This window comes from Actinomadura sp. NEAU-AAG7 (assembly GCF_018603865.1).
Classification (GTDB): domain Bacteria; phylum Actinomycetota; class Actinomycetes; order Streptosporangiales; family Streptosporangiaceae; genus Spirillospora; species Spirillospora litoris.
Window position 1 is genome coordinate 935883 of the sequence record NZ_JAHFZY010000001.1, and the last position, 20675, is coordinate 956557.

General features: G+C 71.7%; 25 protein-coding genes. 15 read left to right on the forward strand and 10 right to left on the reverse strand.

What is annotated here, in order from left to right; genetic code table 11:
- Positions 1 to 121: 121 nt before the first annotated feature.
- The 4 genes from KLI87_RS04390 to fbaA all read right to left on the reverse strand — a co-directional run bounded on the left by KLI87_RS04390 (position 122) and on the right by fbaA (position 2726).
- Positions 122 to 532, reverse strand: coding sequence for a DUF3151 domain-containing protein (locus KLI87_RS04390; RefSeq protein WP_156220199.1), 411 nt, complete (start codon positions 530 to 532; stop codon positions 122 to 124).
- Positions 533 to 608: 76 nt separating this feature from the next.
- Positions 609 to 1136: a GNAT family N-acetyltransferase gene (locus KLI87_RS04395; RefSeq protein ID WP_214615916.1), complete on the reverse strand. Its 528-nt coding sequence runs from the start codon at positions 1134 to 1136 to the stop codon at positions 609 to 611.
- A 46-nt stretch (positions 1137 to 1182) separates the two neighbouring features.
- The gene (locus KLI87_RS04400; protein WP_214615917.1) at positions 1183 to 1632 is read right to left on the reverse strand and encodes a helix-turn-helix domain-containing protein; all 450 of its coding nucleotides are present in this window, start codon (positions 1630 to 1632) and stop codon (positions 1183 to 1185) included.
- A 71-nt stretch (positions 1633 to 1703) separates the two neighbouring features.
- Positions 1704 to 2726, reverse strand: a complete 1023-nt coding sequence (fbaA, locus tag KLI87_RS04405; RefSeq protein WP_156214724.1) for a class II fructose-bisphosphate aldolase — start codon at positions 2724 to 2726, stop codon at positions 1704 to 1706.
- Positions 2727 to 3044: 318 nt separating this feature from the next.
- Here fbaA and KLI87_RS04410 point away from each other — a divergent pair, with 318 nt between their 5' ends.
- A complete protein-coding gene (locus KLI87_RS04410; protein WP_214615918.1) occupies positions 3045 to 3788 on the forward strand; it encodes a DedA family protein in 744 nt (247 codons plus the stop codon).
- Positions 3789 to 3881: 93 nt separating this feature from the next.
- Positions 3882 to 4268 (forward strand): hypothetical protein, encoded by a 387-nt coding sequence (locus tag KLI87_RS04415; protein WP_214615919.1) that lies wholly within the window; start codon positions 3882 to 3884, stop codon positions 4266 to 4268.
- Between the two features lie 10 nt (positions 4269 to 4278).
- On the opposite strand, the gene KLI87_RS04420 is transcribed toward KLI87_RS04415, so the two are convergent.
- Positions 4279 to 4785, reverse strand: coding sequence for an RICIN domain-containing protein (locus KLI87_RS04420; RefSeq protein ID WP_214615920.1), 507 nt, complete (start codon positions 4783 to 4785; stop codon positions 4279 to 4281).
- Positions 4786 to 4936: 151 nt separating this feature from the next.
- On the opposite strand from KLI87_RS04420, the gene KLI87_RS41410 reads away from it, so the two are divergent.
- The 13 genes from KLI87_RS41410 (at position 4937) to KLI87_RS04485 (ending at position 17403) form a co-directional block, all read left to right on the forward strand.
- On the forward strand, positions 4937 to 5977 hold the full coding sequence (locus KLI87_RS41410; RefSeq protein WP_156214721.1) for a helix-turn-helix transcriptional regulator: 1041 nt from the start codon (positions 4937 to 4939) through the stop codon (positions 5975 to 5977).
- Between the two features lie 252 nt (positions 5978 to 6229).
- Positions 6230 to 6355 (forward strand): lasso RiPP family leader peptide-containing protein, encoded by a 126-nt coding sequence (locus KLI87_RS04430; protein ID WP_156214720.1) that lies wholly within the window; start codon positions 6230 to 6232, stop codon positions 6353 to 6355.
- A 172-nt stretch (positions 6356 to 6527) separates the two neighbouring features.
- Positions 6528 to 8366 carry an asparagine synthase-related protein gene (locus KLI87_RS04435; RefSeq protein WP_214615921.1) on the forward strand — a complete coding sequence of 613 codons (1839 nt, stop codon included), beginning with the start codon at positions 6528 to 6530 and terminating at the stop codon, positions 8364 to 8366.
- The gene (locus tag KLI87_RS04440; RefSeq protein WP_156214718.1) at positions 8363 to 8614 is read left to right on the forward strand and encodes a lasso peptide biosynthesis PqqD family chaperone; all 252 of its coding nucleotides are present in this window, start codon (positions 8363 to 8365) and stop codon (positions 8612 to 8614) included. Before KLI87_RS04435 ends, KLI87_RS04440 begins: the two co-directional genes overlap by 4 nt.
- Entirely contained in the window at positions 8611 to 9039 is a 429-nt protein-coding gene (locus KLI87_RS04445; protein WP_156214717.1) for a lasso peptide biosynthesis B2 protein, read from the forward strand. Before KLI87_RS04440 ends, KLI87_RS04445 begins: the two co-directional genes overlap by 4 nt.
- 2 nt (positions 9040 to 9041) lie before the next feature.
- Positions 9042 to 9587: a MauE/DoxX family redox-associated membrane protein gene (locus KLI87_RS04450; RefSeq protein WP_250903613.1), complete on the forward strand. Its 546-nt coding sequence runs from the start codon at positions 9042 to 9044 to the stop codon at positions 9585 to 9587.
- A complete protein-coding gene (locus KLI87_RS04455) occupies positions 9584 to 10540 on the forward strand; it encodes an ABC transporter ATP-binding protein (protein WP_214615923.1) in 957 nt (318 codons plus the stop codon). Before KLI87_RS04450 ends, KLI87_RS04455 begins: the two co-directional genes overlap by 4 nt.
- Positions 10537 to 11379, forward strand: a complete 843-nt coding sequence (locus KLI87_RS04460; RefSeq protein WP_250903478.1) for an ABC transporter permease — start codon at positions 10537 to 10539, stop codon at positions 11377 to 11379. The genes KLI87_RS04455 and KLI87_RS04460 overlap by 4 nt, the downstream gene beginning before the upstream one ends.
- 242 nt (positions 11380 to 11621) lie before the next feature.
- Positions 11622 to 12776 carry a Cmx/CmrA family chloramphenicol efflux MFS transporter gene (locus tag KLI87_RS04465; RefSeq protein WP_214615924.1) on the forward strand — a complete coding sequence of 385 codons (1155 nt, stop codon included), beginning with the start codon at positions 11622 to 11624 and terminating at the stop codon, positions 12774 to 12776.
- A gap of 125 nt (positions 12777 to 12901) precedes the next feature.
- Positions 12902 to 13087: a hypothetical protein gene (locus KLI87_RS04470; protein ID WP_156214713.1), complete on the forward strand. Its 186-nt coding sequence runs from the start codon at positions 12902 to 12904 to the stop codon at positions 13085 to 13087.
- A gap of 112 nt (positions 13088 to 13199) precedes the next feature.
- Positions 13200 to 14375, forward strand: a complete 1176-nt coding sequence (locus KLI87_RS04475) for a serine hydrolase (protein WP_214615925.1) — start codon at positions 13200 to 13202, stop codon at positions 14373 to 14375.
- A gap of 14 nt (positions 14376 to 14389) precedes the next feature.
- Positions 14390 to 15931 (forward strand): alpha/beta hydrolase, encoded by a 1542-nt coding sequence (locus tag KLI87_RS04480; protein ID WP_156214711.1) that lies wholly within the window; start codon positions 14390 to 14392, stop codon positions 15929 to 15931.
- A gap of 413 nt (positions 15932 to 16344) precedes the next feature.
- Positions 16345 to 17403: a S1 family peptidase gene (locus tag KLI87_RS04485; protein WP_156214710.1), complete on the forward strand. Its 1059-nt coding sequence runs from the start codon at positions 16345 to 16347 to the stop codon at positions 17401 to 17403.
- Between the two features lie 54 nt (positions 17404 to 17457).
- On the opposite strand, the gene KLI87_RS04490 is transcribed toward KLI87_RS04485, so the two are convergent.
- The 5 genes from KLI87_RS04490 to KLI87_RS04510 form a co-directional block, all read right to left on the reverse strand.
- Positions 17458 to 18123 carry a hypothetical protein gene (locus KLI87_RS04490; protein ID WP_214615926.1) on the reverse strand — a complete coding sequence of 222 codons (666 nt, stop codon included), beginning with the start codon at positions 18121 to 18123 and terminating at the stop codon, positions 17458 to 17460.
- Between the two features lie 64 nt (positions 18124 to 18187).
- The gene (locus KLI87_RS04495) at positions 18188 to 18793 is read right to left on the reverse strand and encodes a DUF4360 domain-containing protein (protein WP_173390637.1); all 606 of its coding nucleotides are present in this window, start codon (positions 18791 to 18793) and stop codon (positions 18188 to 18190) included.
- Positions 18790 to 19401 carry a DUF4360 domain-containing protein gene (locus KLI87_RS04500; protein WP_214615927.1) on the reverse strand — a complete coding sequence of 204 codons (612 nt, stop codon included), beginning with the start codon at positions 19399 to 19401 and terminating at the stop codon, positions 18790 to 18792. Before KLI87_RS04500 ends, KLI87_RS04495 begins: the two co-directional genes overlap by 4 nt.
- Positions 19398 to 20009: a DUF4360 domain-containing protein gene (locus tag KLI87_RS04505; protein WP_214615928.1), complete on the reverse strand. Its 612-nt coding sequence runs from the start codon at positions 20007 to 20009 to the stop codon at positions 19398 to 19400. The genes KLI87_RS04500 and KLI87_RS04505 overlap by 4 nt, the downstream gene beginning before the upstream one ends.
- Positions 20010 to 20065: 56 nt before the next feature.
- The gene (locus tag KLI87_RS04510; RefSeq protein ID WP_214615929.1) at positions 20066 to 20674 is read right to left on the reverse strand and encodes a DUF4360 domain-containing protein; all 609 of its coding nucleotides are present in this window, start codon (positions 20672 to 20674) and stop codon (positions 20066 to 20068) included.
- Between the last annotated feature and the right edge of the window lies 1 nt (position 20675).

A 20675-nucleotide genomic window follows, 5' to 3' on the forward strand; every position in this document is an offset into this window, starting at 1 on the left:
AGGCCCCGGTCGCCGCAAGAGCGAAGGGGCCTCTTGCGATCAAAGCGTACCCGTACCTGGACCTAGAGGAAAACGCACGCCGTCCGGGGGTGGGCCCCGCGAAAACGATCAGCGGTGCTGATCAGCCGCCGAGGACGTCGGCCGCCGTGGGGCTGCTGTCGCTCAGGAACGTGCGGCAGCGCTCGGCCTCGTCGTCCTCGCCGATCGCGGCGGCGGCGCGGCCGAGGGCGTGCAGGGCGCGCAGGAAGCCCCGGTTGGGCTCGTGCTCCCACGGGACGGGCCCCTGCCCGCGCCAGCCGGCGCGGCGGAGCTGGTCGAGGCCCCGGTGGTAGCCGGTGCGCGCGAAGGCGTAGGAGTCGATCACACCGCCCCTGGCGAAGGCGCGGTCGGCCAGTTCGGCCCAGGCCCCCGGGTAGTCCGGGTGGCGCGCGGCCACCTCGAACGGGTCGACGTCGTTCGCCAGGGCCTCCCGGGCCTCGGCGTTGTCCGGCAGTTCGGTCGGAGGCACGCCGCCGAGCAGGTTGTGGGTCATCGGGTCATCGTAGGTCGGCGCGCCTCGCCACGCCCACCCCGGGGCGCCGACTGCCGCGGCCGCGGAGCCGCGAGCCCTAGGCCCGGACGGGCAGCGGCAGCCGGAAATGTGCGGCGCCGTCCGCATTGCTCGCGTGTGCGGCGGGCCATCCGTGCCGGACGAACCGGAGCGCGTCCCGGTTGCCGAGGATGACGTCGGCCTCGAACTCGGTGATGCCGCGCCGCGCGGCCAGCGGCGCGAGGCAGCGGACCAGCGCGCTGCCGACGCCCCGGCGCTGCCAGGGGTCGGTGACGAGGACGGCGAGGTCGGCGGACCAGGGCCGGCGCCGGTCCCGGCTGTACTCGGCGACGCCCGCGATCTCGTCCCCGTCCAGTGCGACCAGGGCCTCCCGGTCCCAGTGGTCGAGCCGCTCCAGCAGGCGGACGTAGTGCTCGGGGATGTGCGGCGTGCCGGAGAAGAACCGCGTGTAGAGGCTGGTCTTGGAGAGCCGTTCCGACATCCGGCGCAGCCGGGGCCCGTCGGTGATCCCGTACGGGCGGATCCGTACGTCCTCCAGCGCGGGCGGGGCGAGGTGGGCGGTCGGCCGCACACCGAGTTTCGTCATGCAACCCATTGGACCGCATTGAGTTGCGTGAAGCAACTGGCGATTTTCAGCGGCCCGGACCCGGACGGGGTTCCACGTCGGCCGGTCCCAGTGAGGCGCCGCAGGCGTCGCAGGTGAAGTTCGCCGTGAGCGTCCCCGGGCAGCCGCGATGGCCGATGAGCGTCGGCGGGCCGTCCGGGGCGTAGTGGCGGTCCCCCCACGCCATCAGCGACATCATCGTCGGCCAGAGCTCGACGCCCTTGCGGGTGAGGCGGTACTCGAAGCGCTCGGGGCGGTCCTGGTAGGGGACGCGGCGCAGGATGCCCTCGTCGCAGAGCCGCGACAGGCGGTCGGTGAGGACGTTGCGGGCCACGCCCAGCACGTCCTGGAAGTCGTCGAACCGCCGGACGCCCTCGAACGCCGCGCGGACCACCAGCATCGTCCAGCGGTCGCCCACGATCTCCAGCGAGCGGGCGATCGAGCAGTTCTGTGACTCATAGGTACGGGGCAGTGCCACGCTGCGAGGCTACCCGCTGGAGGAGAAGGCGGCGGGGCCCGGCCGCCATCGGCCCGGACCCCGCCGGAACGTCACTTCAGCCGCTTGCCCGCCGACAGCAGGTGCTCGGACGCCTCGACGACCCGGGCCGCCATCGCCGCCTCGGCCGCCTTGCCCCACGAGCGCGGGTCGTACTGCTTCTTGTTGCCGACCTCGCCGTCCACCTTCAGGACGCCGTCGTAGTTGCGGAGCATGTGGTCGGCCACCGGGCGCGTGAACGCGTACTGGGTGTCGGTGTCGACGTTCATCTTCACGACGCCGTAGGACACGGCCTCCCGGATCTCCTCCAGTGTGGAGCCGGAGCCGCCGTGGAAGACCAGGTCGAACGGCTTCTCCTTGCCGTACTTCTCGCCGACCGCGTCCTGGATGCCCTTGAGCACCTCGGGACGGAGCTTGACCGAGCCCGGCTTGTAGACGCCGTGCACGTTCCCGAACGTCGCGGCGAGGATGTAGCGGCCGCGCTCGCCGACGCCGACGGCCTCGGCGGTCGCGAGGGCGTCGCCCGGCGTCGTGTAGAGCTTCTCGTTGATCTCGTTGGCGACGCCGTCCTCCTCGCCGCCGACGACGCCGATCTCCATCTCCATGATGATCCGCGCCTTCGCGCACTGGTCGAGCAGTTCGGCGGCGATCTGGAGGTTCTCCTCCAGCGGCACGGCCGACCCGTCCCACATGTGCGACTGGAACAGCGGCTCCTCGCCGCGCGCCACCCGCTCCTGCGAGATCTTGACCAGCGGGCGCATGAAGCCGTCCAGCTTGTCCTTCGGGCAGTGGTCGGTGTGCAGCGCGATGTTCACCGGGTACTTGGCGGCGACCACGCGGGCGTACTCGGCGAGGGCGCTCGCGCCGGTGACCATGTCCTTCACCGTGGCGCCCGAGAGGTACTCCGCTCCCCCCGTGGACACCTGGACGATCCCGTCGCTCTCCGCCTCGGCGAAGCCGCGCAGCGCGGCGTTCAGCGTCTGGCTGGACGTCACGTTGATGGCGGGATAGGCGAAGCCGTCCTGCTTCGCACGGTCGAGCATCTCCGCGTAGACCTCGGGCGTTGCGATGGGCATTGTCAGCGTCCTTTCTTACGCAGGGTGCCGCCGGGCATCCGGCCGGGCGGTAGCTCCCGTCCCCCGCCTACCCAGCCGATTCGCCTGGTCACGCGGTTCCGGGCAGCGCGTTCCGTCCACGGTCAGTATCTCGTCGGGGCGCTCGCCCACTCCAGAGGGGCCCCGCGAGGTGGCACAAGTATCCCGGATTCCGGCGTCCGGTCGAGGGCTTTGGGGCGGTGCGTCCGGCCCGGCGCTCCGGCGCCGATGAGGCTCCATGCCCCCGGAACAGGCCGGTTTCGCGCGTACTAAGAGCGCCGGGACGGGTACGCTCGCAATGTGGATCTCACGACCCTTCCCCTGGACATCACCGAGTACCTGCATCCGACCGCCTGGTTGCAGCTCTTCGGCACGTTTGCGACGATCGGCGTCCTCGCCATCATCTTCGCGGAGACAGGGCTGCTGATCGGCTGCATCCTGCCGGGCGACTCGCTGCTGTTCACGGCCGGGATCCTCACGGCGGTCTCCACCGTCAACGGCCAGGAGTTCCAGTCGCTGTCGCTGCCCTGGCTGCTGATCGGCGGCCCGCTGGCGGCGATCGCCGGGGCCCAGCTCGGGCACTGGCTCGGCGCCCGCTACGGCCGCAAGCTCTTCGAACGGCCCGACTCCAAGATCTTCCGGCAGGAGTGGGTGGAGAAGGCCGAGTACTACTTCAACCGGTTCGGCCCCGCGAAGGCGGTCGTGCTGGCCCGGTTCATCCCCATCGTCCGGACGTTCCTGAACCCGCTCGCCGGGATGCTCGGCATGGACAGCCGCAAGTTCCTCATCTGGAACGTCGTCGGCGGCGTCATCTGGACCGACACGTTGTTCCTGCTGGGGCACTTCCTCGGCTCCGAGGTGCCCGACGTCGAGCGCTACATCCTGCCGGGCGTCGCCGTGATCCTCGTGCTGTCGGTCATCCCGATCATCCGCGAGGTCATGAAGGGGCGGCGGGCCTCACGCGGGGGCGGCAAGCACTCGCGTCCGAAGAATAATGGCCCCGAAGAGTCTCGTCCGTCGCTCAGCGGTGACAGTTATCGCTAACCTCCCCATGTGGGACGTCATCGGTCGGACCCTCGTGGTCTCGCGCGCATACTGATCGCGGTAGTAGCCGTGGTCGCCGCTTTGGGTCTCCTCGTGGCCGGCGGCCTCTCCCTAGTGAACGCGGTCTCGGGCGACTCCGACAACCACGATCCCGCGACCGTCTCCCCGTCCCCCGGGGACGGCGGGGGCCAGAACAGGTCCGCCCCGAGCCGCAGCCCGTCCTCCTCGGCGTCGGGCGCGCTCCCCCTGGTCATCCGGGTGACCGGCCCGGCGACCAACGTCGTCGTCCGCGTCGCCACCACCGGCGAGATCCTCACCCAGGCCCTGCTGTCCACCGGTGACACCCGCAAGTACGAGCAGACCCCCCTCCAGGTCGTCGCCACGAACGGCGGCGCCCTGGAAGTGATGATCTACGGCAGGAAGTGGCCCCCCAAGCCGTCCGGCTCGCGGGGCCAGTGGTTCGTCTCCGCCAAGAAGTGACCTGTGGCGGTCAGGACACCTCCCACGCCTGGTCCTGGCTGACGACGCACTCCCAGTTCAGGACCCCGCCCCCGGGGGCGAAGTTGCCGGCGACGACGGTGAGGCAGGTGCCGTTGATCCCGCTCGCCAGCTTGTCGCCGACGAAGTGCCACTGCTGGCCCCGCGTGTTGTTGCAGTCGTAGATGTTGGTGGCGGCCCCGTTGCGCCCGTTCCCGGTCCGGACGTCCAGGCACCGGTGGCCGGGGAGGCCGGTCCTGATCATGCCGCCGTCGAGCGTCCACCGCTGGTTGTCGCGGCCGGTGCAGGTGTAGAGGGTGACCAGGGCGCCGTTGCCGGAGTTGTCGTCCGCGACCTCAAGGCACAGGTCCTTGGCCGCCACAGGCTTGATCAGGACGCCGGCGAGGTCCCGCCGGGTCTCCGGACGGGGCGAGGGCGCCGCCGAGGCCGACGAGCCGGCCCACAGCCCGCCGGCCATGACGACGACCGGCAGCAGGGCGAACATCGAGGATCCGCGCATCGTGCTCTCCGTTTCGACCGTGGGGCCCGCCCGACCGGCGTTCCCCGCCGCCCCAACGGTCGCGCCGCCGCCGGTCGGGCGGCCATCCCCAGATCCTGGGATATGCAACGCGTACTTGTTCGCTTTCAATGCGTGGCCGATACTGGGCCGCGTGAGCGCTGGACGGAGCGCACCCGCCGCCCTGGCCGGCGCGGCGACGGAGATCGGCTCGGCCGCCGAGTTGGGGGCGGTGGTCTCCCGGTGGGTCGGACGCGCGGTGCCGCATGAGGGCTACATGCTCGCCGCGGTCGACCCCGTCACCGGCGCGGGGTGCTTCCTGGCGCGCGAGCACGGCTACTCGCCGGCGGCCGCGCGGCGGCTGACCCTGGGCGACCGCCGGGAACGCGACCACCCGTTCCCCTTCGAGCGCCTGGTGGAGGGCCCGTGCCACGTGGGCGTGCTCAACACCGACGCCCCGGGACGCCGCCGCAACGCCGCGATGCGCGCGGTGATGACCGACCTCGGCGTGGGCAGCGAGCTGCGCCTGGCGCTGGTCGACGGCGGGACGACCTGGGGCGGCCTGGTGCTGCTCCGGCCCCGGGGCGCCCGCCCCTTCTCGCCGGACGAGGCGTCCCGCGCCCAGCGTCTGGCCCGCGACATCGTCGCCGCGCTGCGGCGCTACGCGACGGGCGCGCCTCCGGAACCGAACAGGCTCGACGCGCCACCGGGGGTGCTGGTCATCGACCCGGACGAGACGGTCACGGCCGCCACCCCGTCGGCGCGCGCCTGGATCCGCGAACTGGAGACGCTTCCTCCCGCCGCGCTGGCCGCGCCGGACCTGCCGTTGGAGAGCACCATCTGGCACCTCACCCAGGCGGCCCGCTCCGACGGCTCGGGGCGGGCCACGCTGACGCGCGTGCCGACGCGACGCGGCTGGGTCGCCATCCAGGCCCAACCGATGCCCACGGGCGCGGTCGCCGTGACGATCCAGGCGGCCGCCGGTAAGGAACTGCTCCCGGCGGTGGCCTTCTGGCGGGGCCTCACCCCGAGAGAGCACATGGTCGTCGACCACATGCTCAAAGGGCTATCGAGCAAACAAATCGCCCGCCATTTGCGCCTCTCGCCGCACACGGTCAATGACCATCTGAAATCCATCTACCGCAAAACCGGTGTCTCCACCCGCGAAGAACTCCTGGCGCGCTTCCTCGACTGACCCCCGAGCAGGGCGGTACTCCTGCCGCCGGTGGGGTGGCGCTGGCGGTGCCGCCACACCCCGGCCATTCCCGGCCACATCCTGTGACCCGCGCAGCGGCTGACCTGCAAGGGCTTGCGGGGCGGTGGCGAGGTCTCCCTACCCGAACTCCTATTCACTACTGTCCGTAGTGATATATACACCCTGAGCGATCGTCGGGTTCTATGTTGCTCACCGCTGACCGCCCACTTCAGGAGAGGAGGTGAACCCGACATGAGCATGGCTTACGAGCCGCCCGCCTTCGTGGTGATCGGCGACCTGCGCGAGGTCACCCTCGGAGATAAAACCTGGGGATTCGACCGCATCAACCAGTGCGCCTTCTACAACTGCGTGCAGTAGCCCGCTCGCGATTCCCCGGCCGGCACCCGCGCCTGGGGAAGGGCCGTGCCGGTCGTCAAAGACCGGCACGGCCGGCGCCCACCTTTCGAAATGCCCGGCATCGAACACCGCCGGGCCCGGCTTTCGCGCGGGACGCGTTCACGGTGAGCCGTCCCGCTCGCTGGGAGAAGGCATGCGGTTCTTCGTGGTTCCCGACAATTCCGAGGGTGCCCTGCTCGCGGCGTCCCTGCACACCCGGTGGCCCGACCTGCGGGTGCTGCCGCACGACTCGGGACGTCCGTGGGTCGTGGGCCGGTGGCAGGACGAGGAGGTCCGCTGGGCCGCGGCGGGCGCCCGGCGGATCGCGCTGCTGGGGCGGGTCCAGGCGAGCGCGCCATGGCTGACCGAGTACATCGCCGGGCAGCGCGACCTCGGAGCCCTGGCGGACCTGCGCCGCGAGCTGCCGGGCAGCTACCACACGGCCGCCGTGATGGACCGGGTCGTGTTCGTCCAGGGGGACCTCTCGACGGTGCGGGAGGTCTTCCACGGCCGGGCGCTGGGGGTGACGGTCGCGGCCGATCGCCCCGACGGGCTCGCCGAGCTGACGGACGCGGGGATCGCCGAGGAGGCGCTGGCCGTCAGGCTGCTGGCGCCCGCCGTGCCGTGGCCGCTGAGCGAGGACTGCCTGTGGGAGGGGATCCAGGCGCTTCCCCCCGGCGGCCACCTGCTGATCGGGCCCGACGGCCGCGGCCACGTGGCCTGCGGCCGACCCCTGCCGGCGCCCGAGGTCCCGCTCGCCGAGGGCGCCCCCCGGGTGCGGGAGGCGCTGACCGGGGCGGTGCGGGTCCGGACGCACGGCCAGAAGACGCTGAGCGCCGACCTGTCCGGCGGGATGGACTCGACCAGCGTGTGCTTCCTGGCGGCCGGCCGGGTCGACCGGCTGCTGACGGTCGTCTGCGAGTCCGGCGATCCGGCCGGCGACGACGGCCGCTGGGCCGCCCTGGCCGCGACGTCCCTGCCCGGCGCCGAGCACACGTCCTACCGGGCGGAGGACTGCCCGCGCTACTTCACCGGGCTGCTGGACACCGATCCCGATCTGGAGGCGCCGCTCCCGTCCGTCCACACGCGGGCGATGGTGCTGGACCAGGCGCGCCGGATGGCGGCGGCCGGCTCGACCCGCCATCTGACCGGCCACGGCGGCGACGAGCTGTTCCTCCCCACCCCCGCCTACCTGCACGACCTGCTGCGCCGCCGGCCGCTGCGGGCGCTCGGGCAGGTGCGCGCCGGACGGGCGGTGCACCGCTGGAGGACCGGTCCCACCGTCGCCGCGCTGCTGGACCGCACCTCCTATGCCGACTGGCTGGGGCACGAGGTCGGCTGGAACCTGCGGAACCCGATCCGCGGCGTCAACGCCGCCCCGCTGTCGGGGTGGGGGCCCGCCTACCGGATGCCCGCCTGGGCCACCTCGGAGGCGGTGCACTCGGTCCGCCATACGCTGCGGCAGGTCGCGCGGGCACGCCCGGCGCCGCTCTCGCCGCTGCGCGGGCGGCACCTGACCGTGCACCAGATCCGCCAGGGCGGCGACCTTGTGCGCCGGATCGACCGGCTGTCGGCCCGCCACGGCGTCACCATCGAAGCGCCCTTCCTGGACGACCAGGTGGTCGAGGCGGCGCTGGCCCTGGACTACGCCGACTGCCTGCGGGCCGACCGGTACAAGCCCGCGCTGGTCGAGGCGATGCGCGGCGTCGTCCCGCGCCGCAGCCTCGGGCGGCGCTCCAAGGCGGAGTTCAGCGCCGACATCTACGCGGGCCTGCGCGCGAACCGCCGTGAACTGCTGGAGCTGTGCGACGGGATGCGGCTGGCCTCGCTCGGCCTGGTCGACGCCGCCGCGCTGCGCGCCGTCGTGCTGAGCCCGCCGCCGATCTCGCTGGAACTGCTGCCGCTGCTGAACACCTTCGCGTGCGAGGTGTGGCTGCGCTCGGTCGGCACGAGCCGGCCGCGCTCGCGCGCCGCGTCGGAGGCGGGCCGATGAGGCTGTCCGGCGAGGTGACCGTCACCGACACCGGCGCCGGCCTGGTGCTGCTCAACGAGCGGACCGGACGCTACTGGTCGCTCAACGGGACGGCCCGCGCCGTGCTGCTCATGCTCGCGGACGGGTCCACGCCCGAAGAGGCGGTGGAGAGCCTGACGCTCCAGCACCCCGACTTCGCCGACCGGGTCGCCTCGGACGTGGAGGCCCTCATCGAATCGCTCCTGGAGGAGAAGGTGCTGCTCCCATGACGATGCCCGTGGCCCTCGAACCGCGTCCGCGGGTCTCCCGCCGGCGCCGGGCCGCCGCCCTCGCGGCCGTCTCCGCCGCGACGCTGCTGGAGCGGCTGCCGCCGCGGCGGCTGCGGCGCGTCCTCGAAGCGGCGCGCCGGGGCGCCGGTCCGGCCACCGCCGCGCAGGCGCTGGCCGCGCGCGAGGCGGTCGTGGCGGTCAGCATCCGGTGCGCCGGGCAGGGCTGCCTGCGGCGGTCGGTCGCCGTCGCGCTGCTGTGCCGGATGGGCGGGGCCTGGCCGGACTGGTGCACCGGCGTCCGCGTCGAGCCCTTCCGCGCGCACGCGTGGGTCGAGGCGAACGGCGCCGCGATCGGGGAGCTGGACGACATGCACCTCTACCACAAGACGATGTCGGTGCCCGCCCGGCGCCGGGGCGGGCGGTGACGATGCGCGAGGTGTTCTCGCTGGCGGCCCAGAGCCTGATGGCCGGGGTCTTCGCGCTCGCCGCGTTCAGCAAGCTGCGGGGCCGGGAGGAGTTCGGCCGGTTCGCCACCACCGTCCGCAAGCTGACGATGCGCTCGGGCCCGGAGACCGCCGCGGTCGCCGGGGCGTTCGCGGCCGTGGAGGCCCTGACCGCCGTGCTGATCGCCGTGCCCGCCACCGCCCCCGCGGGCCTGTGGACGGCGGCGGCGCTCCTCACGCTGTTCATCGGGGTGGTCTTCCGGGCCGTCCGGGGCAGGGTGTTCGCCGAGTGCGGGTGCTTCGGCGGCAGCGCGGCCATGAGCTACCCCCTGCTGGGGCGCAACGCCCTGCTCCTGACGCTCGCGCTGGCGGGCCTGGCCGCGAGCGGGGACCGTGCCGCCTGGGAGGGGCCCGCCCTCCGCGGCCTCGCGCTCGCGATCGGCCTGGCCGCCGCGTCGGCGCTGCTGCGCTCCTTCGACCGCGCCGTCACCCTCGTCCTCGGACGGGTCCACGCCAGGACCCGGACGTGACCGCCCCGGCCGCGCCGTCGATCGAGGTCCGCGGGGTGACCAAGCGCTTCGGCCGCGTGACCGCGCTGGACGACGTCGACCTCACCGTTCCCAAGGGGGCCGTCCATGGCCTGCTGGGCCACAACGGCGCGGGGAAGAGCACCCTGGTCGGCATCCTGGCGACGCTGCTGCGCCCCACCGGGGGCAGCGTCCGCGTCGCGGGCCTCGACGTGCTCGAACGTCCCGCCCAGGTCCGCCGCCGCATCGCCGTCACCGGCCAGCAGACGACGCTGGACCTCACGATGTCGGGCCGCGACAACCTGTACATGACCGCGCGGCTGCTGGGCGCCGGGCGCCGCGCCGCCCGCGCCCGGACCGGCCGGCTCCTGGAGGCGTTCGAGCTGACCGCCGCCGCCGACCGTCCCGCCCGCGCCTACTCCGGCGGGATGCGGCGGCGCCTCGACCTCGCCATGACCCTCGTCCGGCGCAGCGAGGTCGTCTTCCTGGACGAGCCCGGCACCGGCCTGGACCCGGCCAGCCGCCTCGCCACCTGGGACATGGTGCGGCGGCTCACCGCCACCGGCACCACGGTCGTGCTGACCACCCAGCACCTGGAGGAGGCGGACCGACTCGCGGACGCGGTCACCGTCCTCGCCGACGGCCGGGTGGTCGCCACCGGATCGCCCGAGGAGCTCAAGCGCCGCATCGGCCGCCGCAGCGCGACCGTCCACCTGGCCACGGCGGCCGACACGCTCGCCGCCGACCACGCCCTGGCCGGCGCGGGACTGCACCCCGAGTGCGACCACCCCCGCCGCGCGCTGACCGTCACGCTGAACCGCGACCGCGACCTGACCGCCGTCGTCCGCGCCCTGGACGCGGCGGCGATCGAACCCACCCGCCTCACCCTGGCCGAACCGGGGCTCGACCAGGTGTACCTGGCTCTGACCGGCCACCGCCGAACGGAGGCGCCATGACCGTCCGGGCCCCTCTCACCACCGACCGACCGCACGAGCCGCTCACCGGTTCCGGTGACTGGCACGGCGCGCCGACGACCACCCAGATCGGGATACTGACCGCCCGCTCCATGCGCGCCCTGGTCCTGAACCGGCGGCTGCTGATCATCGGGCTGCTCGAATCGCTGGTGATGCTGGTCGCCTTCGGCCAGGTCTTCTCCGGGCTCGCCTACGCCCCCGGGTTCCCCGCCGGCGTCCGCTATGTCGATTTCCTCCTACCGGCCCTGCTGCTCACCACGACGCTCCAGAGCGGCATCCAGGCCGGGATCGGGGTCACCGACGACGCCCAGTCGGGCATCCTCGACCGCCTCCGCTCGATGCCGGTCTGGCCCGGCTCGATCCTCATCGCCCGCAGCCTCGCCGGGCTGGCCAGGGGCGCGCTCCGCCTGGCCGTGCTGCTGGCGCTGGCCCGCGTCCTGTTCGGCTACGACCCGGCGGGGGGAGTCCGGGGCGTGCTGGCCGCCGCCGGCCTGTCGCTGGCGCTGAGCTGGAGCCTGGGCTGGCTGTTCATCGCTTTGGCCTGCTGGATCGACCAGACCGAGGCGCTGCACGCCACCGCGGGCCTGGTCATGTTCCCGCTGATGTACGCCTCCAACGCGTTCGTCCCGGTCGGCGGCCTCCCCGGCTGGCTCCGCCGGATCGCCCGCTACAACCCGGTCTCCCACGGCATCGACTCCGCCCGCGACCTGTGCCTGACCGGCACCACGGGCCCCGGCGTCCTGAACGCGGTCCTGGCCGGCCTGCTGATCGCCGTCCTGGCCGCCGCCGCGGCCGTCCGGGGCCTCTCCCGCGCCCGCTGAGGGCCCGGACGGCCGTCACGAGCGAAATCAACGTGCTTCGGCGGGTGGACGTCAGGTAGGTTGCGGGCCATGTCGAGCCCCGAGGCATCCAGGGCGGGGGCTTTCGGTCACGCCGTCAGCCCCCCGCACCACTGAGTTCCACCGTTCCGCCGCGTTCGCGGCCGGACGGGTTCGGCGCGCCTTCGGGGTGCTGACCGCGGTGACGAGACGTCCTCGCCTCTCCTCACCTCGGAGCCCACTCGATGCCTCTGCCGCTCTACCTGCTCGCCCTGGCCGTCTTCGCCATGGGCACCTCGGAATTCATGCTCGCCGGTCTCGTCCCGGACATCGCCGGCTCCCTCGGCGTGTCCGCCGGGACGGCGGGCACCCTCACCTCCGCCTTCGCGATCGGGATGTGCGCCGGCGCGCCGCTCATGGCCGGGCTCATCCGCGACCGGCCCGGCCGGACGAGCCTCGCCGGGTTCGTCCTGGTGTTCGCGGCGGCGCATGTCGCGGGCGCTCTCACCACGGACTTCGCGCTGCTGTTCGCGACCCGGATCGTCGCGGCGCTCGCCAACGCGGGGTTCCTCGCGGTGGCGCTGACGACCGCGTCCGCGCTGGTCGCGCCCGAGCGGAAGGGACGGGCGCTCGCCGTGCTGCTGGCCGGGACGACGGTCGCCACGATCGCCGGTGTCCCGGGCGGGACCGTGCTCGGCGCGCTGTTCGGGTGGCGGGCCGCGTTCTGGGCCGTCGCCGCGCTCTGCCTGCCCGCCCTCGCCGGCATCGTCGCGGGGGTTCCCGGGCGTCCCGTCCAGGGGGAGGGGGCCGACGGGCGGGCGCTGCGGCCCGAGCTGGCGCGGCTGAAGAGTCCGCGGTTGGTCCTGGTGATGCTGCTCGGGGCGCTGGTCAACGCGGGGACGTTCTGCGGCTTCACCTTCCTCGCGCTCATCGTGGCCGACGAGCGGTGGGTGCCCGTCGTGCTGGTGCTGTTCGGCGCCGGTTCGTTCGCGGGGGTCGGCGTCGCCGGACGGCTGTCCGATCGGCGTCCCGGTCTCGTCGTCGCGGTCGGCGGGCCGCCGCTGCTCATCGGCTGGCCCGCGCTGGCCCTGCTGGCCGACCAGCGGGCCGTCCTGCTCGTCCTCGTGTTCGTGCTGGGCGCGCTGTCGTTCGCGCTGGGCAGCACGCTGATCGCGCGCGTGCTGTACGAGGCGGCGGGGGCGCCCCGCATGGCCGGGTCGTACGCGACGGCGGCGCTCAACCTCGGGGCCGTGGTCGGGCCGCTGATCGGCGCCGCCGCGCTCGGCGGCGGCACCGCCGGGCCGTTCTGGGCGAGCGGGGCCCTCGTCGCGACGGCGCTGGTCGTCGCCCTGCCCTCGCGCGCTGCGATCGCGGGTGAGGCGAGCACGCCTGCGCGGTGAGTTAAGTGCTCGCGGTGGCGACACAAAGGCATCGGTGACGATATGTACGTCAGCTATTACCAAGGGTAGCTATAGGAGGGCGGTCCGGGGCATACGGCAGAAAGCGGCGGGCGATGAGGCGGTTCGTGGTCGTCGGCACGGTGGTGGCCCTCATCGTCGCCGCGTCGCTGATACCCGCCGGGCCCTCCACACCCCTGCCGCGCCCGCAATGCGAGCGGGGCGGCGGCGTCGTCGCGCCGGGGCCCAGCATGACCGGATTAGTCTGTTATGGGGGTATTCATAACTTCGCCCCCGCCGAATTCTGGTTCTGATCGGCTCCGGGAGTAGGGCTGTCCTCAGGGTGCGCAATGCGGGTATCCCCCGGCGAATTCGGGGAGATCGCCGCAGTGTGCCGCGGGTGGGCCGACTTCTAATCTCGCGGCAATGACCTCAACGAATGAATCGAAGCGGGGGCGCGGCGTCCGCCGGACGGTCGCGGTGGTCGCCGCGGGCGCCGCGCTCGGCGGAGTGGCGGCGGCGCCCGCCCAGGCGGCGGCCCCCACCCAGGGGACGCGGGGCTGCGGCGACCACGCCGCGACCCGGCGGGTGCTGGACCGTCTCACCGGCGTCCACAAGCTGACCGGCGCGGCCGTCCGCGTGGACGATCCGCGCTGCGGGACGTGGACGGCCGCGAGCGGCGTCGCCGACCGGCGGACCGGGCGCCCCATGACCGCCGACACGCGGACCCGGGTCGGCAGCATCACCAAGTCGTTCACCGCCACCACGGTGCTCGCGCTCGCGGGCGAGGGGCGGATCGCGCTGGACGCGCCCGTCGACCGCTACCTGCCCGGCCTGATCGACAAGAACGGCTACGACGGGCGCGAGATCACGGTGCGGAGCCTGCTGCGGCACACCAGCGGGCTGCCCGACCACATGGACGCCTTCGCCTCCACCGAGGAATGGCGGTTCCGGCACTTCGAGCCCGAGGAGCTGGTCAGGCTGTCCCTGTCGATGCCCGCGCCGGAGGAGGAGTGGTCGTACTCCACCACCAACTACGTCATCGCGGGACTCCTCATCGAGAAGGTGACCGGGCACCGCGCGGAGGAGGAGATCCAGCGCCGGATCATCGCCCCGCTCGGGCTGCGCGAGACGTACTGGCCGGGCGACGACGTCCGGCTCAGGGGCTCCCGCCTGCGCGGCTACGTCCGGCAGGAGGAGGGCGGCACGCTCCGCTGGGCCGACTACACGGAGATGAACACCACGGTGGCCTGGACCGGGGGCGCGCTGGTCTCCAGCCCCCGGGACGTGAACGCGTTCTACGGCGCGCTGCTCGGCGGGCGCCTGCTGCCCCCGGGGCTCCTGGCGGAGATGAAGCGGACCGTCGAGCTGAACCCCGACCAGGTCTGGCCGGACGCGCGGTACGGGCTCGGGCTGATCGGCACGCCGCTGCGCTGCGGCGGGACCTGGCTCGGCCACGCCGGTGACATCGACGGCTTCACCTCGATGGCGGGCGTCGCGCCGTCCGGGCGCCGCGTGGCCCTCGCCTTCAACGAGAACCCGTCGTCCCAGGAGGCGTTCGACGACGAGCTGAACCTCGTCCAGACCGCCCTGTGCGAGTGAGGAAGGAAGCGAGCATGATCAACGCACGAAGGGCGGCGGTGCTGGTGGTCGGCGCCGCGGCCGCCGGAGCGGCGGCGATGTCGGCGGTGTCGGCCCCGTCCGCGACCGCCCACACCAAGAACGACCTCGGCCGGTTCTACCAGCAGCGCCTCGACTGGAAGGCGTGCACACAGGGCCCGGACGACGAGGTCGGCAAGGAGCTGGACAAGGCCGGGGCCCGGTGCGCGGACGTCACCGTCCCGCTGGACTACGCCGATCCCGGCGGCCGGACGATCACGGTCGGGATCTCGCGGCTGAAGGCGTCCGGCGATGAGCCGCGGCTCGGCATGATGCTGCTCAACGGCGGCGGGCCCGGCGCGGCCATCGACCTGCCGCCCTACATGCGGGAGCTGATGGGGAAGGCCGGGCCGCGCTACGACCTGGTCGGCATGGACCCCCGGGCGCTCGGACGCAGCGCCGGTGTCGACTGCGGCTGGCCCAGCGCCACCTGGATCAAGGGGCCGGGCGCGACCAGGGAAGCGTTCGACGCCTCGGTGCGGTACGCCAAGGACCTCGCGGACCGGTGCGCGAGGACCGACACGAGCGTGCTCCCGCACATCAGCACCCGCAACATCGCCCGCGACATGGACGTCATCCGGGGCGCGCTCGGCGAGAGGAAGATGTCCTACAACGGCGCGTCCTACGGCACCTACCTCGGCTCCGTATACGCGACGATGTTCCCCGGACGGCTCGACCGCGTCCTCCTGGACAGCTCGCAGGACCCCTACAGCTGGGGGCCGCGCCTGCTGGCGGGCACCGAGAACGCCAACGAGAAGGCGCTCGCGGACTGGGCCGGATGGGCGGCCGAGCGCGATGACGAGTACGGCCTCGGCAAGACCCGGGACGAGGTCGTCGGGCTCGTGCACCGCATCCTCGCGGCGTCCGCCCGCGCGCCGCTCGCGATCGGTCAGTACAAGCTGGACGCCTCGATGCTGCCGGTCGTCCTGGTCGACAACCTCGGCACCGACGACGAACCGGCCCGGGCCGGTCTCGCGGAGTCCGTGCGGGTGCTGCGGGACGCGGCGGCCGGACGCCCCGCCAAGCCCACGCCGGACCTCGCCGACGAACTGGCCTACCTGCTGACCGGCGCCGATTCGCGTGAGGGCAGCGGTCAGGCCGCCATCATCTGCGGCGACGTCGCCGCGCCCCGCGACCCCGCGTTCTACTGGCGCGACGTCCAGGCGCACCGCGGCGGAGCGCCGGTCTTCGGGGCGCTCGCCCACAACATCGGCCCCTGCGCGTTCTGGCCGACGCGTCCGGCGGAGGCGCCGACCAAGGTCGGCGCGGACCTGCCCGCGCTGATGGTCGCCGCGACCGGCGACACCCGCACCACCTACGAGCGCAACGAGACCGTCCACCGGCTGATGCGCGGCAGCCGGATGATCACGCTGGACGCCAATGTCCACGCTCCCTACCAGCGCGGATACCCGAACACCTGCGTCCGTGAGCGCGTCAACGACTACCTGCTGACCGGCCGGCTCCCGGCCCGCGACCTCACCTGCCCGCCCGACAAGTAACCGCACACGATCCGAGGAGGCGCGGTCCCCCAGGGGGACGCGCCTCCTCGCCATGCCGAGGCGCACGGGGCGTCGTGCTGTGAAAACGCGCCGTGACCGGCGGCAACGCAGTTCGGCATTCCAGCCTAGAAATTGCTGCGAGTAGACGTCGTGTCGCGACGAACCACCTGGTCGAAGCGCATTTCGCCGCGCTGTCGATGATGATGGCGGCCGCAGGCGCCCGCGCCGGCCGTTGAAATTCCAGTTGTGCCTTGAAAGCTGGTTCAGCGGCAGCATGGCGAAGTACTTTGCAACCACACGTTGCCTTTCCCGTCCGGGCCCGCACCAGCGGATTCGGCGGTCGGGAACGTGCCCCGCAACCCCCGAGTTGCCGCCGACGCTCCCCAGAGGTCGGTGGCGAAAGGCGGACAGAAGTGAACCGTGGAGAGCACCTCAAAGGCGTGGTCCCCCCACTGCTCGGCGCCGCCGCGTTGATCGCGGTGTCGGTGTCGGCGATCGCCCCGGCCTCGGCGCAGCCGCAGGAGGCGGGTACGGTTCGGCTCGCCCAACTCCCCCACAACGCGCTGGCCGACCAGCTCACCGGCCGTCTCGGCGGCCGGCAGGCGGGCACCTACCTCGACGGTGCCGGGAACCTCGTCGTCAACGTGACCAGTGAGGCGGCAGCGCAGCAGGTCAGGGCGTCGGGCGCCAAGGCCCGCGTCGTCAAGCACGGCATCGCCCCCCTCACCGCGTCGATGACCAAGCTCGACCGGCTCGCCGGGACCGACGGGACGGTCGGCCTCGCCTGGGGCGTCGACGTCATCTCCAACGCCGTCGTCATCAGCGTCCCGCAGGGCGACAACGACGCCGCGACCAAGGCGTTCGTGAAGCGGGCGCGGGCGCTCGGCGACACGGTCCAGATCAAGCGGGTCGCGGCCGCGCCGCGGCTGACCCTCGGCCCCGGCGAGGCGATCCTCACCGGCGGCTCGCGGTGCTCGGTGTCGGCGATCGGCGCCAGCGGCGGGACGGAGTACGTCGTCACCGCCGGGCACTGCACCAACATCGGCTCGACGTGGACGACGTCCGGCGGCCAGACCGTTGGCACGCGCCAGGCGAGCAGCTTCCCGGGCAACGACTACGGCACGATCCGCAAGACGGGCTCGGTCTCCCTCACCAACGCCCAGCTCACCCAGGTCGGGAAGCCGCAGGCCGGAACCCAGATCCAGAAGAAGGGCTCCACGACGGGCACGACGTCCGGCACCATCCGCGGCTACAACCGCACGGTCAACTACCAGGAGGGCGCGGTCAGCGGCCTGATCGAGACCACCGCGTGCGTCCAGCCCGGTGACAGCGGCGGCTCGCTCCAGTCGGGCAGCACGGCCATCGGCATCACCTCCGGCGGCACGACCGGGAGCTGCCGCAGCGGCTTCCAGTCCTACTTCCAGCCGCTGGACGAGGCGCTCCAGTCCCAGGGACTCACCCTGAAGCGGTAGCCATCCCGCAGATGTGGGGCTCCCGAACCCCCGCCGGGAGCCCCACATTCATTTTCAGCCGATATCCGCCCCGGCGGCGCGCGCGCATTCCGCGTGGGCGACGTGACATCCATTTCCGCCGGGCTCCGTGGTCTCGGATCGCGGGGACGGCTCCGCGCCGAGCAGTTCGCGCGCACGTGGCTTCTCGAAACCGATGCTGATGTCGCCGGCCTTCATCTCCGTCAGGCAGAACATGCAGAGCGCCTTCGTCGCCTCGCGCGTGCAGTCCGCGTGGCCGAAGAAGCAGGGCTTCCCGCCGGGGTCAACGCCCGCCGCCCGCTCGACCGGCTCCTCGCCGAGCACGTCCCGCGCGTACGGCCGCTCGATGAACGCCATCTCCTCACCCGGCAGGATCCCCCGCAGGCAGAACATGCAGACCTCTTCCTGCGCGTCGCGCAGGCACTCGATGTGAGTGAGGAACTGCTTCTCCCCTTGGGGGCCGGTGAACGAGGCCCCCTCGGGCGGCGCCGCGCCGAGGGACTCCCGCGCCTTGGACTCGGTCAGGGTGGCGAAGCGCCCGTCGACCGGCACGGGACTGAGGCAGAACAGGCAGACCTTGCCCCGCGCCAACTCCGCGACCCCAGGATGCCGCGACTTGGCGCGGAGCCGTTGAGCGGCGAACGCGCCGCCCGCCGCCGCCAGCACGAACAGTACAACGGTGACCAGTGTCGTAGCTCCCACGCCCGCCTCCTGCCTTGGGACAGGCTCGGACGGTAGACCGCCCTGCGCGGGAGGGGTCCCACTCCTACCGGTTACACACCTTGTAGGCGAAGGAGTACGTCATCCCGCCCCCGGGGGAGTCCAGTGAGAGCCAGCCCTCCTCGGACGGGTCGGATGACTTCACCCGGATGCGCGTCTCAAGATCAAGGAATTCCGGCGCGTCGCAGCGAGCATATTTCAGTTGTGCTGTAGGCACCATATCGGTGAATTGAAGGTTGCCCTTGTGACCGGCGACCGCGTGCATGCTGACGTCGCTTCCCGGGCTTCCCCGCCACCGATAGCTCTGCGTGAGTTCGCCGACGACTCCCGGGTCCAGGTCCGCCGCGAGGCGGGTGTCGGTACTCGCGACTGCCCCGGTGAAACCCTGCGGTATGCGGATGCTTATGCTGAAACTGCACGATTTCTGAGCCTCTTTGGGGTTCACGTCACCCCCGACGGACGCCTTGAAGTTCTTGATTTTGACGTTGACCCTGCCCCCGTCTTCCGAGACGGAGACTTCGCCCGGACATGCGGACCGGACGACCTGGGCCTTGGCGGACGGTTCCGGCACGGCGGACGCGGGGAACGCCGTCAGCAGGGGCAAGGCGGCTGCACCGACCGCGACAAGCGCCGCGTTCTTGGTCTTCTTCATGGTGCAGGGCATTTCTTGTAGGCGATGCTGTATGTTGCTCCCTCGTCCGGGGAATCCAGCGATATGGAGCCCGCCTTGGCCGGGTCGGTCGTCTCCACCTGGAGTTGCGTCTTCAGGATGAGACTGCGTTCTGCCCCACAAGGGAGGAATACCAGCGGCGTTACGTCTTCGAATTGCCAGGTCCGGGTCGGGGCGTTGATCGCATGTGAAATCTCGTGGGCCGGTGTGCCCGAGACTTGGTATTCGTTCGTCACCTTGCCGGTGACCTCGGGTTCCAGGTCGGCGGTACCGCGAGAGCTGATGCTCTCAAGCGCCCAGGTGGACGGTACCGAGAAGTGGAATATCAAATTGAACGTGCAAGACTTTCGGGCTTTCTCTGCGGGGACGTCCTTCCCGACGGACGCCGCGAAGTCCCACGTAGAGAAGCGAAGTCTGAATCGCCCTGGGTCGGAGTCAGGCAGGAGATTCATCGAGCCGACCGCGCACGAAATGGTCCCTATCGTGATGCTTATCCCTGGATTCGAGGTCGCGGAAACCGGCGGTGCCGTCAGCAGGGGAAGGATGCCGGCGCCGATTGCGACGAGCGCTGCGTTCTTGGTGTTCTTCATGATGAACGACACTCCTTGTAGACGAGTCTGTACGTTGTTCCGCCGCCAGGGGAGTCCAGCGATATGGAGCCTGACTTGGCCGGGTCGGTCGTCGTCACCTGGAGTCGCGTTTCAAGATTGAGGTTGCGCGCCTGCCCGCAAGGGACGAATTCCAGCGGTGTTTCGTCTTCGAAGTGCCAGGACCGTGTCGGAGCGTTGATCTTGTGTGAGATCTCGTGGGCCGGTCCGCCCTGAACCTGGTAGCCGTTCGTCACCTCGCCGGTGACCTCGGGCTCCAGGTCGGCGGTGCCGCGAGAGTCGATGCTCTTCAGCGCCCAGGCGGACGGCACCGAGAAGTGGGGTTTCAGCATGATTTTGCAGGACTTCCTGGCTTCCTTGGCGGGCACATCCGGTCCGACGGACGCGGTGAGACCGCCTATGGAAAGGTGCAGCCTTGCTTCCTCCGAAGTGGAGGTGATGTCGAATCCCATCGACGTGCAGGCCATTGGAGTGATCACTATTTCGAAGCTTATCCCCGGTTTTGAGGTGGCGGAGGCGGGCGGTGCCGCCAGTAGGGGGAGGGCGGTGGCGCCGATCGCGGCGAGTGCCGCTTTCCTGCTCTTCTTCATGGCGATGGCCTCCTTGGAGAGGCGGCGGGGCCGGAGCACCCGCCGGATAGCGGGCTTTACGGATGACAGGGTTTGAAGGTGAAGGTGTATTCCGTTCTGGTATCGGGATACTCCTCCATCGATATCCAGCTCACCTTGGCTGTGTCAGCCGCCTTCACCTGGAGCCGCGTGGAAAGCGTGACAGCGCGTTCTGCTACACAGGGATGTTCCAGCGGCGTTTCGTCCTCGAAGCGCCAGGAGCGTTGCGGAGCCTTAATCGGGTGCGAGATCTCGCGGCCCGGATCCTTTCCCTGGAGCCGGTACCCGTGCGCCACCTCGCCGGTGGCCTCGGGGTCCAGGTCCGCTATGCCGCTGATTCTGGTGCTCTTGAGCGCCCAGGTGTATTTCAAAGGAAGGTTAATGATCAGGGCAATATCGCAGGTCTTCCGGGCTTCCTCGGCGGGTACGCCCTTTCCCGCGGACACTGTCATGAGCGGAAGATAGATGCGGATTCCAAATCCCTCGACCGAAGGGGGAGTAAGGAGGATGTCCGCCCCCATATTGCCACCGCATCCCCTGGCGGAGGCCACATGAATGGAGACCCGTGGAGGCGGGTCGGCGGACGCGGGCAGAGCCGTCAGTAGGGGGAGGGCGGTGCCACCGATCGCGGCGAGCGCGGCTTTCATG